The 16,204-nt window shown below is 68.6% G+C and carries 16 protein-coding genes; 7 read left to right on the top strand and 9 right to left on the bottom strand.

What is annotated here, in order from left to right; genetic code table 11:
- Positions 1 to 110 precede the first annotated feature (110 nt).
- Together D7X32_RS11795 and D7X32_RS11790 are read left to right on the top strand one after the other, a co-directional pair.
- Entirely contained in the window at positions 111 to 1,067 is a 957-nt protein-coding gene (locus D7X32_RS11795) for a CARDB domain-containing protein (protein ID WP_120602622.1), read from the top strand.
- 256 nt (positions 1,068 to 1,323) lie between these two features.
- Positions 1,324 to 2,445 (top strand): DUF3103 domain-containing protein, encoded by a 1,122-nt coding sequence (locus D7X32_RS11790; RefSeq protein WP_244238970.1) that lies wholly within the window; start codon positions 1,324 to 1,326, stop codon positions 2,443 to 2,445.
- A gap of 132 nt (positions 2,446 to 2,577) precedes the next feature.
- Here the strand turns inward: D7X32_RS11790 and D7X32_RS11785 are convergent, their stop codons facing one another.
- Together D7X32_RS11785 and D7X32_RS11780 are read right to left on the bottom strand one after the other, a co-directional pair.
- Positions 2,578 to 3,996 (bottom strand): cytochrome P450, encoded by a 1,419-nt coding sequence (locus D7X32_RS11785; RefSeq protein ID WP_120602620.1) that lies wholly within the window; start codon positions 3,994 to 3,996, stop codon positions 2,578 to 2,580.
- A 21-nt stretch (positions 3,997 to 4,017) separates the two neighbouring features.
- Entirely contained in the window at positions 4,018 to 6,048 is a 2,031-nt protein-coding gene (locus D7X32_RS11780) for a lipoxygenase family protein (RefSeq protein ID WP_120602619.1), read from the bottom strand.
- Positions 6,049 to 6,358: 310 nt separating this feature from the next.
- Between D7X32_RS11780 and D7X32_RS11775 the strand changes: the two genes are divergently transcribed.
- A complete protein-coding gene (locus D7X32_RS11775; protein ID WP_120602618.1) occupies positions 6,359 to 8,422 on the top strand; it encodes a lipoxygenase family protein in 2,064 nt (687 codons plus the stop codon).
- Positions 8,423 to 8,427: 5 nt separating this feature from the next.
- Here the strand turns inward: D7X32_RS11775 and D7X32_RS11770 are convergent, their stop codons facing one another.
- The 3 genes from D7X32_RS11770 to D7X32_RS11760 all read right to left on the bottom strand — a co-directional run bounded on the left by D7X32_RS11770 (position 8,428) and on the right by D7X32_RS11760 (position 10,223).
- Positions 8,428 to 8,805 (bottom strand): hypothetical protein, encoded by a 378-nt coding sequence (locus D7X32_RS11770; RefSeq protein ID WP_120602617.1) that lies wholly within the window; start codon positions 8,803 to 8,805, stop codon positions 8,428 to 8,430.
- A gap of 8 nt (positions 8,806 to 8,813) precedes the next feature.
- Positions 8,814 to 9,005 carry a hypothetical protein gene (locus D7X32_RS11765; RefSeq protein ID WP_120602616.1) on the bottom strand — a complete coding sequence of 64 codons (192 nt, stop codon included), beginning with the start codon at positions 9,003 to 9,005 and terminating at the stop codon, positions 8,814 to 8,816.
- Between the two features lie 324 nt (positions 9,006 to 9,329).
- A complete protein-coding gene (locus tag D7X32_RS11760) occupies positions 9,330 to 10,223 on the bottom strand; it encodes a 1,4-dihydroxy-2-naphthoyl-CoA synthase (RefSeq protein WP_120554826.1) in 894 nt (297 codons plus the stop codon).
- 87 nt (positions 10,224 to 10,310) lie between these two features.
- Here D7X32_RS11760 and D7X32_RS11755 point away from each other — a divergent pair, with 87 nt between their 5' ends.
- From D7X32_RS11755 to nth, 3 genes are read left to right on the top strand one after another with little or no spacing between them, the layout of a single operon-like run.
- Positions 10,311 to 10,628: a putative quinol monooxygenase gene (locus tag D7X32_RS11755; protein WP_120602615.1), complete on the top strand. Its 318-nt coding sequence runs from the start codon at positions 10,311 to 10,313 to the stop codon at positions 10,626 to 10,628.
- Between the two features lie 3 nt (positions 10,629 to 10,631).
- Positions 10,632 to 11,798: an iron-containing alcohol dehydrogenase gene (locus D7X32_RS11750; protein WP_120602614.1), complete on the top strand. Its 1,167-nt coding sequence runs from the start codon at positions 10,632 to 10,634 to the stop codon at positions 11,796 to 11,798.
- Between the two features lie 10 nt (positions 11,799 to 11,808).
- Complete coding sequence (gene nth, locus D7X32_RS11745; protein ID WP_120602613.1) at positions 11,809 to 12,444, top strand: endonuclease III; 636 nt, start codon at positions 11,809 to 11,811, stop codon at positions 12,442 to 12,444.
- Positions 12,445 to 12,448: 4 nt separating this feature from the next.
- On the opposite strand, the gene D7X32_RS11740 is transcribed toward nth, so the two are convergent.
- The 3 genes from D7X32_RS11740 to D7X32_RS11730 form a co-directional block, all read right to left on the bottom strand.
- Complete coding sequence (locus D7X32_RS11740; RefSeq protein WP_147450115.1) at positions 12,449 to 13,237, bottom strand: hypothetical protein; 789 nt, start codon at positions 13,235 to 13,237, stop codon at positions 12,449 to 12,451.
- Between the two features lie 114 nt (positions 13,238 to 13,351).
- Complete coding sequence (locus D7X32_RS11735) at positions 13,352 to 13,702, bottom strand: hypothetical protein (protein ID WP_208752394.1); 351 nt, start codon at positions 13,700 to 13,702, stop codon at positions 13,352 to 13,354.
- 110 nt (positions 13,703 to 13,812) lie between these two features.
- Positions 13,813 to 14,832, bottom strand: a complete 1,020-nt coding sequence (locus tag D7X32_RS11730; protein WP_216618566.1) for an AraC family transcriptional regulator — start codon at positions 14,830 to 14,832, stop codon at positions 13,813 to 13,815.
- 271 nt (positions 14,833 to 15,103) lie between these two features.
- Here D7X32_RS11730 and D7X32_RS45415 point away from each other — a divergent pair, with 271 nt between their 5' ends.
- Positions 15,104 to 15,250: a hypothetical protein gene (locus D7X32_RS45415; protein ID WP_158625660.1), complete on the top strand. Its 147-nt coding sequence runs from the start codon at positions 15,104 to 15,106 to the stop codon at positions 15,248 to 15,250.
- On the opposite strand, the gene D7X32_RS11725 is transcribed toward D7X32_RS45415, so the two are convergent.
- Positions 15,247 to 16,197: a DUF1152 domain-containing protein gene (locus tag D7X32_RS11725; protein ID WP_120602611.1), complete on the bottom strand. Its 951-nt coding sequence runs from the start codon at positions 16,195 to 16,197 to the stop codon at positions 15,247 to 15,249. The genes D7X32_RS45415 and D7X32_RS11725 overlap by 4 nt on opposite strands.
- Positions 16,198 to 16,204: the final 7 nt, after the last annotated feature.

The following is a 16,204-nucleotide window of genomic DNA, read 5'->3' as shown; positions in this document are numbered from 1 at the left end:
GCCACCTCGCAAATACTATCAAGGATGCGAAAGCAATAGTGGATTCCCCCGAGGGCAAAAACCACCTCAGACGGGGCAATTCCCACCCTCGCCAAGAACTCTTGATTTGAATGCCTGAGATTTTCCATTCTCAAGGAATGACAAAACTCAAGCAGCTCCTGGTGGCGGTCTTCGCATTGACTTTCATTGCCGCGGCTCCTGCTCAAGCGGCGATCGGGGTCACGACGGTCACCGCCCCCGCGACGATTCCCAATCCCTATTCCATCTTCACGATCAACTATGCCCTGAATGGAAGCAGCCCGCTGGCGTCAGCACAGCTCCGGTTCTACCTGGCGGCCACCCGGCAGGGGACCAGCAACCGGGTCCTGATGCGCTCAACGCAGATCCTGCTCGGGCGGGCCGGAACGGGGCTCTACCTGCCTCCCACTGGCACCCAGTCTGCGTCCTTCTCCTACGCCACGGTCCAGGCCAGTGCGCAGACCGTGCTGGATGCGGCCGTGAACGCCTGCGTTCCGCAAAGCTTCTACATCCAGGTCGAAGCGGACTTTGGAACCCCGTGGGGCGACGACACGCTGATTGGCACCACCAAGCTGCCCGACTTCTTCTTCACGGCCGGAACGCTGACGCCCTCGACCATCACGCCGGGCGGCACTGTCAGCTTCACCGCGGACCTCTACACCGCGTGCCCCGTGAATGCCCCGTCCACGATCGGGGTCTTCCTGACGGACGCCAGCTACAACGTGCTCAGCTATATCGGCGGGATCTCCGTGGGCGCCGGAGCGGGGACGTTCTCCGTCGCGCCCACGGCCATCACGTTCTCGACGGCCATCGCGCCGGGGACCTACTACCTGGTCCTCGCGGCGGACGTGGACGCGGTCATCGCGGAGAGCAACGAGAACAACAACCAGGGTGCATTCACCGTGCAGGTCGTCGCGAGTCAGCCGTTGACGGTGCAGGAGTCGGCCAGCGACCTGGATTCCGACCTGCCCGGCCCGGTCCGCGAGCACATCGGACAGTACGCCCCGACGATCGGGTACGTGGACGGCTACGCTTCGATGTCGCGCTGATGAAGTGAGGCAGCCGCGGGGACCGGGCTCATCCGGCCCGGGTCCCTGCAACTGGCATCCCAGGAGGCCTCGGCACCGCCGGCATGCACGCGAACGGCGGCCTCGCTGGGAGCGGCTCACGCAATCCGGCTTTTTCTTCTATATCCATGAATCCAGGCCGCGATGAATAATGGCCAGGCCAGCGTTGCCGTGCACCTGCGGCTGCTGGCCCAGGACCCTCGCTCACCCACCGGAGAATCCAATGAAACGGATAGGGATGGTCATCGCGCTGCTCGTTTGCGTGAACGTAGCCCCCCAAGCTCGAGCCGCCGCCATGAAGCCAGCGGCGCTGCGCGAACGCATCAGCGTGTCGCTGGCCGCCGACAAGCGCGAGGTGGCGCTGACCCTGGCGCAGCAGGACCCGGTGCTGCGAAAGGCTCTCGCTTCCCACTTGAGCGGCGAGCACCTCGCGGTGGATCTGAAGCAATGGCTGAGCACCGTGCCGGCCCCGTCCTCCGTCACGGGCGTGGCGGAGCGAGCGGACCTGAACATCCGTCGGCTCAAGGGCATCGATCGTGAACTCGACAGCCTGCTGCAGGTTCGTCTGGCCAGCGCGTCCATGCTGGCGGCATTGCAGCAAGGCGTTGAACCCCTCTACGCGTACGAACCGGATGGCAATGACTCCCAGTGGCGATTCATCGAGGCCTTCGATGGCCTTGGCCGCGTGCACCGCCTCGACGTGCACCGCATGCCCGAGCAGCCGGTGTTGGTGGTGGACATCGACGCGCGCAGAGACCTGGCCGCCGGCATCAAGCTGATGCGCAAGCACCTCGTGGCCCTCGGGCAACATCCCCTGCCCGTCCTGGACACGGCCGCCGCGGCGACCAGCACGCCGGTGACGATCCTTGATCGCATCTACCTGAACGACGACGAGGAGCCCTGGATCTCCGGTAACGCGGAGGTCTATGCCATCGTCAATGGTGTCGACCCCAGCCGTGACGCGCCGCAGTTGGACATCGTCGACATGCCCTATCTGGACACGGACGGTAGGACCTACTCCCCGAACCAGGTCCTGATCTTCTGGGACCGTTACCGCTGGGCGGCGGCGAACGTCATCCTCATGGAGCACGACGACAACACCAGCTACCAGGAGCTGGTGAGCTACCTGTTCACGGTCGCGAGCCAGATCCTGACCTCCATCGGCCAGCCGGAGATCGGCGCCCTGGTGGCCCTGGGCAGCGGGCTGGTGGATCGCATGCCGGGTGAATGGTTCACCAACGACGACGACTACGTCGATTCGTTCTACACCCTGGAGAAGAACCACACCTACACCAACTACAGCGGAGCACGCGGCAACGCGGTGGTGTCTCTCAGGCCGTACGAGCTCGCGAGCCAGTAGCAGTCGGCAGGCACCGAGAGTCGTATCGGCTCGGCTGGCCGGCGAGGGTCGAGGCGGCTCTGCTCGCCCCCTCCGGTCAGCGTCCGGCCTGGGCCAGGAAGTCGGCGGCCGGCAGGCCCCTGGCGATCCGTTCTAGGCGCTCCGGACTCGTACGTCCTCGGATGACGGGGCCGTCCGCGCGACGAGCTTCCCGGTGACACCCTTGGGCAGCACCACGCCGAAGAAGAAGCCCTCCTCGAAGGGTTCCGTGGAATCGACGTGGACCTTCACCCGGGAGGCAATCGTCGCGAGCGCCGTCTTCAGGAACGTCATCGCGAAGTCCGCGCCCACGCACGCGCGCGGTCCCCGGCCGAACGGGAAGAAGTGGCCGCTCCCCAGTGGATCCCGCGTCGTGCCCCCATCCAGCCAGCGCTCCGGCTTGAACGTGTCGGGATCCGGCCAGTGGGCCGGGTCCCGGTGCAGGTGCTGGTTCGTGATCATGATCATCGAACCCGCCGGCAACGTGACGCCCGCCAGCCGCGCGTCTTTTGACGGCGTGCGCGTCATCACCCGGACCGCCGGCAGGATGCGCAGCGACTCGAACGCCACCGCCTCCGTCCACTTCGCGCCCTCCAGCTTCCCGAAGGTCAGCGGCCCGTCCGCCACCAGCGAGGCTGCCTCGGCGGCGAGGCGCTCGGCGGCCTGGGGATACTTGTTGAGCTGGTGGAACGCCCCCACCAGCGTGACGCTGGAGGAGAACGCCCCGCCGAAGTACGTGCCGCCCAGCATGTGCGCCAGCACCTGGTCGTCAATGCCCGGCTGCTCCTCCAGGTAGCGCGACATGACGTCCACGGCCCGGGAGCCCTGCCGCTTGCGCGCCTCGCGGATGCGGTCCACGAAGTGCCCGTAGAAGCGCGCCTTCGCCTCCTCGAAGCCCTTGGGCGGCTTGACGAACTTCAGCGGCAGCTTGGCCTGGATGCGCGCATCCGCCGCCTTCGCCAGCAGCATGAAGTCCTCGAACACCTGATCCGGCAGCTTCTCGCTCACCAGCGCGACCGAGAACGCATCGAACGTGAGCCGGCGCAGATCCGGCGCGAGGTCGATGGCGTCCCGCTTCAGGAGCGCGTCCACGGATTCGGAGATGGCCGCTTGCATGGGACCCACCATTTCCGCCAGCGACTCCGCGGCCCATGGCCGGGCCGTGGGCTCCATGTCGCGCTTCTGGACCCAGTCTCCTCGCAGCTCCGCCGTGAAGGACGTGTCGTCCGTCGTCGAGGGGCGGATCTGCTCGCTGATGTTCCCCTTCTCGAACTCCATCCGGCGGGGGGACTCGTAGACCTCCGCGATGAGCGCCGGGTCGTTGAGCACCAGCCCCGGGTTGGGGCCCATCCAGATGAGGGTGACGCCGCCGTACTCGCGGCCGTAGCGCGCGCAGACGTCCCAGGGGGAAGCCCCCAGGAAGTCCCCAGCGGTGCCGAGGATCCCCGGCTGGGGGCCGGGCAGCGACGCGAACGGCTTTCGCTTCGCGCCGAAGAACAGGTTGAAGATGCCGCGAGAAAGAGCGTTGGGCACGGGAAGGGTCTCCTGACGGCGCTAGACGGTGATGCCGCAGGGGATGCGGTCGGCCTGCAGGACGGTGTAGGGCACCGCGATCTTCGCGTTGCGCGCCTTCACGGCCTCGCTCTGCGCGCGGAGGCGGGAATGGAAGCGGTCGCGGATGGCGATGAGCTCCGGCTCCTGGAAGTAGTCCTCGCGCCAGCCGCCCTCGTGGAGCAGGTACTCCTCGTCGTCCCCGAAGCTGGACAGCGCGCGGCCCACCGCCACCTGCCAGAGCATCTGCGTCTTGGAAGGAATCATCGCGTCGATGTCCTTCTCCCCCAGGACGCCCTTTTGGCGCGGCGGCGCCTGGCGCATGCACAGGGGCGCGTTGGGCACGAAGGCGTAGTGTTCGTACTGGAGGTAGTTGACCGCCGCGTGCTGGACGCTGACCGTGAAGAGCACGGTGGTGAGGATGTCGGTGAGGTCGGAGACGCGCTTCAGCTCCGCGCACGGCAGCTTCTCCACGGGCAGGCCGTGGTCGACGAGGTCCTTCCACCAGCGCTGCATGTCGGTGTCGCGCACCAGCTCCGCGTCGGACGCGTAGAAGTGCCCGAGCACCCCACCGACGTACTCCTCCAGGGCCTCCCACAGGAGCAGCGAGTCATCGCGGTAGGGGTAGTGCGGGAGCACCGCCGGGTCGAGCACGCCACGGCGCTCGATGTCCGGGCGCGGCTTGTTGTCCGCGAGCGTCCAGGCCTTGTACCCCTTCTTGCCCAGGAACACGTGGCCCTGGTCGGGGCCGCCCGTGGCGATGAGGTCGTCGAACACGCCACCCGCGGCGAGCAGCCCCTTCCGTGCACCGTCGTTGATGGCGAGCGTGTAGCGGAAGTGGCGGCGCAGCAGCTTGTAGACGGGGTGCGGGTCCGGGAGGTTGCGCATCGTCGCCATGACGAACGGCTCGGCGACGAAGTGGGTCCGGAGCGCGTGGCCCACCATCTGGTGCGTGTTGCCCTCGCTGCACCGGAGGTAGATCTTCGCGGCCAGCCAGTCGTGCTGGCTGTCATTGGGCGTGAACACGGGATCCAGCGCCGGGTCGCGGCCGAGCTGGATGGCGATGGGCCGCAGCTGCTGCGTGTCATCCAGGTACAGCAGGCACCGGGACGCGGGCGCCCACCGGCGCTCCTCGACGCCCTCCTTGTCGGCCTTCTTGAACATGGGCACGTCGCCCAGGATCTCGAAGTCGAGCAGGAAGACACGCTTGCCGGCCAGCGCCTGCGGGAGCGTCGTGCCGGGAGACAACAGGCCCCGCAGCTCGGAGTCCTGGAGGGGCATTCCTTCCGGCAGCGCGGTGATGGACTGGATGTGGACGGGGCTGATGCCCTGCACGGCCTGCCGGGCGAACTCGATGTCGTCCTGCCAGCGCCTGGCGATCGTCGGCAGCTCGATGCCCTTGAAGAAGTCGAAGACGTCCACGAGGCCGTTCCACGCCTTGCTCAACACGGGCATGTGCAGCTTGATGGCCGCGAGCGTCTTCGCGATGACGACCTCGTAGCTGCCCTCCACGAGCCCCCGGTAGAGCTCGTCCTTCGGCAGCGGGCGCTCCTCCGAGATGTCGAGCGCGCCGGGCAGCCCGGCGGTGGCCTCCGCGGGGCGCCAGGGATACATGCGCTGGCGGGCCTGGAGCAGGTCGTTCCGGGCGGCCCGTTCCCGCTCGTGCTGGACCTGCTGGGGCAGCCGGGCGGTGCCCTCGAGGACCTCGGCGGAGGCCTTGGCCAGGACCCAGCGGTAGTACGGGAAGAACCAGTGCTTCCCCGGCGCGGTGACGGTCACCGAGTCGAGGAGCCAGTCGCCCCCGACGCCGCCCCCCGCGTTGGAGAACCGGAGCAGGAGCAGGTCCCCCAGGTCCTCGGACCTGACGGAGTAGGCGTCCACCGCGCCGGCCTCGAAGTCGTTGTGGAAGCGCTTGTCCAGGGCCTGCGGTTGGCTTTCGCCCTTCGTTCCCACCAGGACCACGGAGATGGCCGCGTTCGTTCCGGCGCCGAGCTTCGAACTCGTGCGAATCGTCAGCGTGTAATCGACAGTCATGGATTCCTCCACTAGCACGTGAACCAGAAAGTACGCGGGCGAAAGCGGGCCGGACAAGACAGGCTCCTGCGTGGAGGCTGATCACGGCCCGTTCGCTCGGGGCCTGCACTGAAATCGATAGCGGGTCGCCCTCCGGGGCGAGCGCCCGGGTATGGGATTGCCGCAGGGGCGCGGGGCGGCGCTCGACCCGGGGCGTGGTACCTTCCCGCGCGATGAAGCCCGCTTCCCGTCGCGCCCTTTGTGTTCGTGGTTCCAGCAGGACCTATCGCGGGTCGTCCCCGACCACGGATGGGATTGAGGCGCGGAGCTGATGCGCACCGCCTGGCGCCGATTGTTGACCTCGTTGGGGTTCTCTTCGAAGGCCGAGGAGCCGCCGCTCCTGGAGGCGGAGGAGCTGGCCCGGTGGTACGCGGGGCTGGGATTGAAGGAGCGGCTGGCGGTCAGCCGCAACCTGATCCAGCGCGTGCGTGCACCGCGAGCGCCAAGGGATCCTTCGACCCTCCCCGCCGTCGTCACCGGCCGGCTGATGTTCGAGCAGGACGGACCGCAAGGCCCCATCCCCCTGCATCACCTCAAGGTCGAGCTGTGGGACCGGGACTTCGGCACGCCGGACGACTTCCTGGGCGAGACCTTCACGGGCGCGGATGGGTCGTTCGTCATCCGCTACGACCCCGCGGACGCGGGTGAAGGCGACCTGCCGGACCTGGAGCTGCGCTTCTTCGAACCGCAGCACACGTTCCGCCAGGACGGCCGGGTGGTGGAGACGTGGAAGCGCATCGGTTCGGAGCGGGGGCCGGATGATCACACAGGGCTGGAGTACGACTTCGGGACGCTCCGGCTGCCGTACTGGGAATACGACCCGTCAACGCCGCTGGCGCGCCTGCTGGTGGTGGAGGAAGGCACTCCGCCCACGGCGTATGCGCCAGGACGCGCGCTGGCGATGCTCAAGGCGGTCGCGCCCATCGAGCTGGTGAAGCGGCAGCACCAACTGCAGATCCGGATGGGGCAGACGCCGAGCCTCGCGAAGATCCAGGCGGACTACCCGGAGGCGATGACGGTCCGGATGGAGCGCGAGTCGCCGGGCTCCACGCGGAGTGACGCGTGGTTCGGGGAACGGCTGCTCAACGGGATGTTCTCCAGCATCCTGGACCGCGACCCGGAGGTGCCCGGGGATGCGCAGGCCTTCCGGCTGTATCTGCCCTGGAATGCCTATGAGCAGGACGGCGTGCACTGCCTACCGGACGTGGACCTCCGGCTGCGGCTGGTGGACGGCAAGCTGATGCCCCAGCGGATCATCCTGGGGATGCGGGAGCCCGGAGCGACGGCGCCCGGCTCACCGGTGACGCGGCGGACGTACACGCCCGCGGATGGCGCGGCGTGGGAGGCGGCGAAGCGGATGGCGCGGGTGAGCGCGACGCTGGACGTGGAGCTGGGCAACCACCTGGGGCAGTGCCACTTCAACGTCGAGCAGTACGCTATCGCCGCGCACCGGAACCTGCGGCGCAATCCCTTGCGTTGGTTGCTCATGCCGCACCTGCGGGAGGTGGTGTTGATCAACCACTCCGCCAACGGATTCCTGGTGGGACCCACCGGATACATCTCTCGGGCCAGCGCGTTGACGGAAGGGGGCATCAACCAGCGGCTGGAGCACCTGCTGGGCAGCTACGACTGGAAGGGCTTCGCGCCCGCGACACCGGTCTGCGAGGGACACCGCTACGCGCAGGCAGGGCAGTTGTTCTGGAAGCTGCTCGGGGAGCACATCGACGCGTTCTTCGCGGAGCACGGCGCGGAGATTGAAGCGCAATGGCAGGAGGTGCACCGGTTCTCGGACGACCTGGTCGCGCATTCAGCGCCAGCGTTCGTGTGTCGCTATCTGAGAGCGAAGGTGCCGGGGAAGGAAGCGCTGTGGTTCGTGCGCTCGGAGCGCATGGACCTGGGCGCGAAGGTCGCGGAGCCGCCCCCCAAGGCCGTGAGCGCGGTGACGCGGACGGAGAGGCCGCAGGCCGGTGAGGTGGAGGCGCTGAAGAGCCTCTGCCGCTACGTCATCTTCTTCGCGACGTTCCGTCACGCCTGGGCGAACAACCTCCAGTGGGAGGACGCGGGCGAAGTCCTGTACTCGTGTCTGGGATTGCGTTGGGGCAAGGGAGGCGCGCTGTCGACGGAAGAGGACCTGGACGTCGCGCCCACGCCGGATGAGGCAACGGAGATGCTGTGGATCTCCTGGATGCTTTCCAAGACGAACTACGGATTCATCCTGTCCAACGAAGAGGAAGACCTGCATCCCCGGCTGCTGGAGCTGCTCCGCACCCACGCCGCGGAGTTCGCGGCACTGGGCCTGGACGTCCGGACGGTCAGCTCGCGGATCAACATCTGAGCTGTTCAGGGCTCCATTTCGTCGGGAAGTGGCGTGCGAAGAAACATCAGCCCGCCGCCCTTCCTTCGAGTGATGACCCGGAAGCCCTTTCCCGCGACACGAACCAGGTCGCCCTCCTGCCCCAGCCCCTGCGCGAGCCAGGCGTCCGCCTCTTCGGCTGTCGAGAACGACTGGGCTACGACAAGGGACTCCGTGGCCGGGATGAAGAACTTCTGGAAGTACTCGCGATAGTCCTCCAGCTTTCCGTTCTCGCGGACGTAGAGCAGGGCCACCGCTGCGATACGAAGTGCTTCGTCCTCGGGCGTTCCATCCTGGAACCGCTCACCGATCGTCCCAAGAACGCCCATCACGGCATCGACGTCGAAATTGGAGTTGTAGGCCATGGGTCTTCCTACAGAGCGAGGGGGACCAGGATCAAAGCACCAGCCGCGCCAATGGTCAGCATGAAGCCGGTGCCACCGACAATGACCAGCGTGCCGAGCGCGACTTCAGACTTGTGCTCCAGCAGCCATTCCTTGGCTTGCCGCACATTTTCGAACTCCAGGCGTTGCGCGCTGGATGTTTGCTCGCCTTCCTCATCCACGCAGTCGTTGAACGCCTTGCCGCAGTCCGCTGTGCAGCGTTTGTAGTACCACTCGTCATGCTTGTGCGGGTACGGAGGTCGGCTCTTCCGCCAACACTCCCGGAAGCAGGCTTCATGCTCCGCCTGACAATCCCTTGCTCCCGCCCCGCCTGTCGCAAGCGACGCTCCTACGCCTTCGGCGGAGTCCGCGATCACGCAATGCTGCGGAGCCGGGCTTGGTGAATGAGCACATCCCAAGCCCAGCATCAGTGACAGAAGTATTGGCGACGCCTATTGCGACACGCGCATCCAAGGCCCCTCGGACGGCCTCAGGATAGCGCCTGCTCAGTACGTCCAGGGGAACCGCTTGAAGTCGCGCTTGCGCTTTTGAACAAACGCGTCGCGGCCTTCCTGTGCCTCTTCCGTGCCGTAACCCAGACGCGTGGCCTCACCCGCGAAGAGCTGCTGGCCCACGAGCCCGTCGTCCGGCAGGTTGAAGGCATACTTCAGCATCTTGATGGCCGTGGGGCTCTTGGTGTTGATCTCCGCCGCCCACTCCAGCGCCACCTTCTCCAAATCCTTGTGCGGGACGGACTTGTTGATGGCGTTCATCTGGAACGCCTCGTCCGCCGTGTAGGCCTGGCCCAGGAAGAAGATCTCCCGCGCCCGCTTCTGCCCCACCTGCCGCGCCAGCAGCGCGGAGCCGTAGCCCGCGTCGTAGCTGGCCACGTCCGCGTCCGTCTGCTTGAACATCCCGTGTTCCTTGCTCGCGATGGTCAGGTCGCAGACGACATGCAAGCTGTGCCCGCCACCCGCCGTCCAGCCCGGCACCACCGCCATCACCACCTTCGGCATGAAGCGGATCTGCCGCTGCACCTCCAGGATGTGCAGGCGCCCCAGCCGCGCCGGATCCGCCGCGTCCTCCCCCGGCTCGTACTTGTAGCCGTCCTTGCCGCGGATGCGCTGGTCTCCCCCCGAGCAGAACGCCCACCCGCCGTCCTTCGGCGACGGCCCGTTGCCCGTGAGCAACACCACGCCCACGTCCGTCATGAACCGCGTGGCTTCCAGCGCCCGGGCCAGCTCGTCCACCGTCTTCGGACGGAACGCGTTGCGCACCTCCGGCCGGTTGAACGCGATGCGCACCGTGCCCTGATCCACCGCGCGGTGGAACGTGATGTCCTTGAACTTGTGGCCTTCCACCGGCTGCCAGCGGGACGCGTCGAAGAGGTCCGAGACCATGCGCTGTCTTGCTCCGAAAATGAGGGAGTGAACGGCCCGGAACCCTAGCGGTTTCCGCTCAGGGACGCCCGCGCTACCGTGCGCGCCATGCCCACGAGCCTGCTCGTCATCCATGTCCATGTGCACGTGCTGCCCCAGCACGTCGACGCCTTCCTCCAGGCCACCCTCGCCAACGCCCGCGAGAGCGTGAAGGAGCCCGGCATCGCCCGCTTCGACGTCTGCCAGGACAACGAAGACCCCACCCGCTTCGTCCTCGTGGAGGCCTACCGCTCCCCCGACGCCCCCGCCGCGCACAAGGAGACCGCCCACTACCTCACGTGGCGTGACACCGTCACCTCCATGATGGCCGAGCCCCGCGCCGCCCGCCGCTACACCAACCGCTTCCCCGACGACGCAGCCTGGTAACCGATGTCCACCGCCCCCTTCGAGTTCGCCACCGCCACTCGCGTCCTCTTCGGCCCGGGCCGCGTCCAGGAAGTCCCCGACCTCGTGCGCGGCCTCGGCGGCCGGAAGGTCCTGCTCGTCACCGGGACGAACCCCGCCCGCGCGGAGCCCGTCCGCGCGGGGCTCGAACGGCTGGGCATTGCTTCCGCCTCCTTCCGCGTCCCGGGTGAGCCCACCGTCGACCTCGCGCGCGAAGGCACCGCCGCCGCCGTGGACGCGGGCTGTGACGCCGTGGTCGCCCTGGGCGGTGGCAGCGCGCTCGATGCGGGCAAGGCCATCGCCGCGCTCGCCGCCAACGGGGGCGACCCGCTGGACTACCTGGAGGTCATCGGCCGGGGACAGGCGCTGACGAAGCCGCCGCTACCGTTCGTGGCCGTGCCGACCACGGCGGGCACCGGCTCCGAGGTGACACGCAACGCGGTGCTGGGCTCGAAGGAGGCCGGCGTGAAGGCCAGCCTGCGCAGCCCGATGATGCTCCCCCGCGTGGCCCTGGTGGATCCGGACCTGCTGGAGCATGCACCCGCGGAGGTGCTCGCGGCGGGCGGCCTGGACGCACTGTCGCAGCTCATCGAACCGTTCCTGTCCATCCGCGCCCAGCCGCTCACGGACGCGCTCGCGCGCGAAGGCATGCAGCGCTCGGCCCGCTCCCTTCGCAAGGCGGTGCTGCACGGCCCCGGCCCGGCGGAGCGCGAGGACCTGGCCCTCGCCAGCCTCTTCGGCGGCCTGTGCCTGGCCAACGCGGGCCTGGGCGCGGTGCATGGCTTCGCGGCGCCGCTGGGCGGGATGCTCGGCGCGGCCCACGGGGCGCTGTGCGCCGCGCTGCTCGGGGCCACGCTGGAGGTGAACCTGGAGGCGCTGCGCTCCCGCGCTCCAGAGCACCCCGCCCTGCCCCGCTTCCACGAGCTCGCCGTGCTGCTCACCGGCCAGTCCAACGCCCGCGCCGAGGACGGCATCGCCTGGGTGAAGGACCTGGTCCACGCCGTGCGCATCCGGGGCCTGCACGACATGGGCCTCACCACCGAGGCCGTCCCGGAGCTCGTCACCAAGGCCCGCGCCGCCAGCAGCATGAAGGGCAATCCGCTTCCGCTCACCGACGCGGAGTTGACGGCGCTCGTCGAACGGTCGATGTGAGGACCCGCCCATGAAACCCGCCTCCCTCGTCCCCGTGGTGCTCGAACGCCTGCGCGAGAAGTATCCCGACGCGAAGTACGAGCTGAACTGGAACACGCCCTTCGAACTGCTGGTGGCCACCATCCTGGCCGCGCAGTGCACCGACGAGCGCGTCAACCGCGTCACCGCCGAGCTGTGGAAGAAGTACGACGGCCCCCAGGCCCTCGCGGACGCGGACACCGCCGAGTTGGAGGAGGACCTCAAGCCCACCGGCTTCTTCAAGCAGAAGACCAAGACGGTGCAGGCCATGAGCCGCGCGCTGCTGGACGCCCACCGGGGCGAGGTGCCGCCGCGCATGGAGGACCTGGTGGAGCTGCCCGGCGTGGCGCGCAAGACGGCCAACGTCGTGCTCAACACCGCCTTCCAGCAGGCCTCCGGCATCATCGTGGACACGCACGTGGCCCGCGTCAGCCAGCGCCTGGGCCTGACGAAGCAGGAGAAGCCGGAGGCCATCGAGACGGACCTGATGAAGCTGGTGCCCAAGGACGACTGGACCTTCTTCGGACCCGCCGTGGTGCTGCACGGCCGCTACACCTGCGTGGCCAAGAAGCCCAAGTGCGCGGAGTGCCTCCTCAACGACGTGTGCCCCAAGCTGGGCGTGGCCTGAGCCGTCACAGGTGCGCGAGCACCACCAGCGTCAGCACCCAGTCCAGCCCGGCTTCGAGGAAGTAGTAGGTGGAGCCGTCCAGCGAGGTGCCAAACCCGGTACCGAGGTGGCCCAGGGGCCCCGCGAAGAACTTCATGCCCACCTCGGCCCCCAGGTTGATGGGGTTGCGCCGTGAGCGCTCCGCATCCAGGTACGGGCCCACGAGCGCCCGGGCATAGGGCGCGAACCAGTTCGTCACGAAGTGCTGGTAGCCCACGGTGGCGTTCAGCGAAACCCGCTTCGCGTCCAGGCCCATGTTGGCGCCCAGCGTGAGCCGCCGCGCCTTGAGCCCCATGGGCTGCACGTTCACGTCCAGCGCCAGGCCCAATCCGCCGTCGAACGGGACGCGCCAGCCCAACGCGAACTCCGTCGTCGACTTGTCGATGGCCAGCGCCTCGTAGCGGAGGTGCGCCGCGCCGGCCACGTCCCCGCGCGCGTCCTGGAGGTCCGCGAGCGCCAGCGCGGCCTCTTCCGAATCCTCGTCATACACCTTGCGCAGCGGCGGCTCCGCGCCGTCCAGGTCCCCCCGCGCCAGCCGGTCCTTGCCCTGCGTCAGGCAGGCGGACGTGGAGCCCATCGCGCACGCGAGCCCGAAGGCCCGGTCCGCCTCCTCCATCCGGTGGTCCACCTGGAGCTGCTTCCCCCAGTTCTCGCAGGCGTAGGCGCTCCCGCCATTGCAGTTCTCTTCCAGCGTGGGGACGCGCGTCACCTCGCTCCTCGTCGTCGCGCACGCCACCGTCATCAGGCACGGCAAGAGCCACAGCCAACGGCCAGGGGACTGAAGAGGACCACGGTGGGCTGGGGCCGCAACCATGGTCCACATTCAAACACACCGCCGGGCAGCACGGGGTCTGGCCCGGTGCGTCTTTCAGTGTTCTTCCAGCGGCCCTTCCCCGTCGTGGATGACGCCCGGGTTGCGGCCGATGTCCGGTCCGTCACCGCTGCGCTCGTCGGCCTTCTGTTCCTCGGAGGCCGTGTCGCCCGAGCCGCCCACGCCTTCGCGGAAGCCGTCGGCGGCCTCGCGGCTGGACTCGCGGACGCTCTCCGCGGCGCGGCTGGCGCCGTGCTGGACGTCCTTGGCCGCCTCGCCTACCTCCTGCCCGACCTGCCGGGCGTTCTCGTTGACGGTCTGCTGCTGACGTTCATTGCAGCCCGCCGTGAAGCTCACCGTTCCAATCACACCCAGCACGACGAGCCCGTTGAAGTGGCGTGTCCACATGGTCGTCTCTCCCCGAGGGTCCCGGCCCTCTAGCGGGAAAAGTAGGCACGCCCGCTTCCGGACGGAGTCCTGCCTCCCTGCACGGAAGGCCGCGGAGCGACGCCTGCCTGTCAGCCCCCTGCCCGGGCCTTGCGGAAGGCCTCCGGGGACGTGCGCCACCAGCGCTTGAAGGCGCGGTGGAAGGCGACCGGCTCCGCGTACCCCAGCAGGAAGGACACCTCCGCGATGGACATGCGCCGCTGGAGGTAGCCCTGGGACAGCTCGCGGCGCAGCGTCTCCACGATGCCCGCGTAGGTCCGCCCTTCCGCAGCCAGCTGGCGCTGCAACGTGCGGGAGGGGACGCGCAGGGCGCGCGCCACGGCGGCGAAGGAGAAGTCGCCCCCCGCCAGCGTCCGGCGCACCTGTTCGCGCACGCGGTCCGACAGGATGTCCGTGACGGGCAACCGCTCCAGCGCGCGGCGGGCGGGGTATTCGAACACGGCGTTGAGCAGCGCGTCCGCGTGGACGAACGGGCGGTCCGCGTCCGCGTGGGAGAACTCCAGGTCGCTGACCGGGGTGTTGAACTCCAGCGGACAGCCGAAGAGGGCCTCGTGCTCGTGCAGGTCCGCCGGCGCTGCGTGGACGAAGCGCGCGCGCACGGGCCGCACGTCCGCGCCGGTGAAGACCCGCACGCCCATGGCGAGCTGCACCAGCGCGACCTCCGTGAGGTGCCGGTGCGCGGGCCGCCACGAAGGGCCCACCGGGGTGAAGCGCATGCGCACCCCGTGCGGTGTGGCCTCCACGAGGAAGCGCTCGCCGTCGCCCCACACGCGTTGGTAGAGGCAGCCGCGCACCATGGCCTCGCGCAGGTGGGCGCTGGTGAGGATGACGAGCGACGCGGGGTCGTCCGCGTCCATCACGTCCATGCCCGCCATGTGCAGCCCCAGGTTGTCATCCCCGGTCAGCGCCACGGCCCGCTCCAGGATGTCGTCCAGCACCGCGTAGGGGATGCGCGCTTCCGGGTCGCCCAGGTCGGACCACCGCAATCCCACGTCCTCGCAGAGGCGTTCCGCGGGCACGCCGCGCTTCGCCGCCGCGAGCAGCCCCTGCCGTGCCAGCCGGGCGGAGAGTGAGGGGGGAGCGGAGGACATCACGGGCAGGGACGCTAGCGACCGTCTGGCGCGAGCGGCAAGCCGTTCTGGCGCGGACGGTCAGTGCATCCCGCGCGTACGGGCGGCACCTTGTCCCGCATGGACTCCCCCTCACCGAGCGCCCCGCCCTGCTGCCCCGCCTGCACTTGTTCGAGCTGATTGATCAGCCCTGGTATCCACGCGCGGTGCGCAACCTGTCCACGGACTCCCTGCACACCGTGGCCACGCGGATGGGAATGTTCGACGCGGCGGTGGACGTGCTCGCGAACAGGTGTCCACGCTCCGGGCCCACCGGCCGGAGGAACTGAAGGCCCTGACGCAAAGCCTCCTGAGCCCCGGTTACGCCTGGGAGGTGGGCCAGGTGCGCGAGAAGGGCAAGGGCGCCGTCACCTACGCGCTCGGAATGCCCGTGCGCTAGACGGGAATGTCCTGCCACGGCTTCGTGGGGTGCTGGTTCCGGAAGACCTCGATGCGCGCGCCCACTTCCCAGCTCGTGTTCGTGTCCCGCAGCAGGTCCAGGTAGAGGCACCGCTTCGCGACCGCGTCCAGGTCGAACGCCCAGTACATGCTCATCAGCGGGTTGATCCACAGCTTGCTGCCCTGTGTCCGCGACGTGCGGTGCTGGTCGCCGTAGTCCCCGTCGATGGCGCCCACCACCGACAGCGACACGATGCTGGGCCGCCGGGCCATCTCCTCCGACGAGAACATCACCGCCTCCCGATAGCGGTCCACCTCCGGCATCCCCGGCAGCAGCGCGGTGACGCCCAGGTAGGCCCCGCGCCGGCTCAGGTCCGCGACGGCTTCCAGGAAGTGCGCGTGACAGATGCCGTGGAAGGCATCCACGCCAAAGCCCAGGCAGACGATCAACTTGTCCCGCAGCGTCAGCGAGTCCACCGCCGCCAGGCTCGAGATGTCCTCCTCCGGTGTGCCCAGCCCGGCCTCGTCCCCGCGCATGAGGATGTCCGTGCCGCCGTCCACCAGCACCACCGTGTCGAAGCCCAGCTCCGCTTGCAGTGCGGCCCAGGCCGCGCTCAGCGGCGCGACGCCGACCTTGTCGAAGCAGTAGATGGAGACGGCCTCGCCTCGCGCCTGGAACCAGCGGGCGAGCACGCCTTCCGGAAAGTAGTGCGCCGGCCCCTGCGTCTCCGCGCGGACCTCCATCACCCCCGGGGCCACGACGCGTCCGTCCACGCGCTCGAGCACCGTGAAGCTCAGGTTCGCCAGCGACACGCGCTTGCCCATCGCGCGCAGCCGGAAGTACAGCGGCAGGCCGCAGTAGATGTCGAAGCCGCCTCCCGCGCCCGCGAGGAGCACGTGGTCCGCGCGCTGGAGCCGCTCGAACAGCGGGGATGTGGCCAGGTCCATGGGAATG

Source organism: Corallococcus carmarthensis, from assembly GCF_003611695.1.
GTDB lineage: Bacteria > Myxococcota > Myxococcia > Myxococcales > Myxococcaceae > Corallococcus > Corallococcus carmarthensis.
Note: the sequence above shows the minus strand (reverse complement) of the source record. Positions and strands in the feature narration are given on the sequence as shown.

What these genes read in the sequence shown, in the direction of transcription:
- D7X32_RS11775 (WP_120602618.1), top strand. Translation starts at nt 6,359, where the DNA reads ATGCGCACCGCCTGGCGCCGATTGTTGACCTCGTTGGGGTTCTCTTCG.
- nth (WP_120602613.1), top strand. Translation starts at nt 11,809, where the DNA reads ATGAAACCCGCCTCCCTCGTCCCCGTGGTGCTCGAACGCCTGCGCGAG.
- D7X32_RS11760 (WP_120554826.1), bottom strand. Translation starts at nt 10,223, where the DNA reads ATGGTCTCGGACCTCTTCGACGCGTCCCGCTGGCAGCCGGTGGAAGGC.
- D7X32_RS11795 (WP_120602622.1), top strand. Translation starts at nt 111, where the DNA reads ATGCCTGAGATTTTCCATTCTCAAGGAATGACAAAACTCAAGCAGCTC.
- D7X32_RS11770 (WP_120602617.1), bottom strand. Translation starts at nt 8,805, where the DNA reads ATGGCCTACAACTCCAATTTCGACGTCGATGCCGTGATGGGCGTTCTT.
- D7X32_RS11750 (WP_120602614.1), top strand. Translation starts at nt 10,632, where the DNA reads ATGTCCACCGCCCCCTTCGAGTTCGCCACCGCCACTCGCGTCCTCTTC.
- D7X32_RS11735 (WP_208752394.1), bottom strand. Translation starts at nt 13,702, where the DNA reads ATGTGGACACGCCACTTCAACGGGCTCGTCGTGCTGGGTGTGATTGGA.
- D7X32_RS11790 (WP_244238970.1), top strand. Translation starts at nt 1,324, where the DNA reads ATGGTCATCGCGCTGCTCGTTTGCGTGAACGTAGCCCCCCAAGCTCGA.
- D7X32_RS11755 (WP_120602615.1), top strand. Translation starts at nt 10,311, where the DNA reads ATGCCCACGAGCCTGCTCGTCATCCATGTCCATGTGCACGTGCTGCCC.
- D7X32_RS11780 (WP_120602619.1), bottom strand. Translation starts at nt 6,048, where the DNA reads ATGACTGTCGATTACACGCTGACGATTCGCACGAGTTCGAAGCTCGGC.
- D7X32_RS11730 (WP_216618566.1), bottom strand. Translation starts at nt 14,832, where the DNA reads ATGTCCTCCGCTCCCCCCTCACTCTCCGCCCGGCTGGCACGGCAGGGG.
- D7X32_RS11725 (WP_120602611.1), bottom strand. Translation starts at nt 16,197, where the DNA reads ATGGACCTGGCCACATCCCCGCTGTTCGAGCGGCTCCAGCGCGCGGAC.